The 415-nt window shown below is 65.3% G+C and carries 1 protein-coding gene; it reads right to left on the bottom strand.

The features are described 5' to 3' along the window. Positions 1-3: 3 nt before the first annotated feature. Positions 4-237 carry a hypothetical protein gene (locus H8792_RS12450; protein WP_194947668.1) on the bottom strand — a complete coding sequence of 78 codons (234 nt, stop codon included), beginning with the start codon at positions 235-237 and terminating at the stop codon, positions 4-6. Positions 238-415 lie beyond the last annotated feature (178 nt).

Here is a 415-nt window from a genome sequence, read left to right as displayed (position 1 = left end):
CGATCATTGCGTGGTGCCCCGTCGGCTGCGGCCGGCATTCGATGCCAGCCCGGCAAAGTAATCGTGCATGCGGGCCTCGGACCCGCGGAGATCCGCGATCTCCGATGTCAGTTCGCTTCGGAGCCGCTCATTGCGTTCGCGCTGGAAAGCCAGCGCGCGGTTGATCACTTCTTGCTGGGCGTCTACTTCCTGGCGCCGGCCGGTCAGGTAGCTCCACATGGCTCGGATCCACTCCATGTCAGCGCCCCGCGTTGCCGCGGTCGGCGATCCGGCTGAGGTCCAGGGCCACCTGCCCGAGAGACTTCTCCAGATCGGAAACCGCCTTGCCTTGCTCCTCGATCGCGCGCTCGAATCGATCGTCTCTCTGGCGCGCTTGGTCGAGGGCCGACTTGTTCTCGGCATGCATGGTCTGGAC

It is taken from the genome of Thiomicrorhabdus heinhorstiae, from assembly GCF_013391765.2.
Classification (GTDB): Bacteria; Pseudomonadota; Gammaproteobacteria; order Thiomicrospirales; family Thiomicrospiraceae; genus Thiomicrorhabdus; species Thiomicrorhabdus heinhorstiae.
This window is presented reverse-complemented; position numbering and strand designations above follow the sequence as displayed.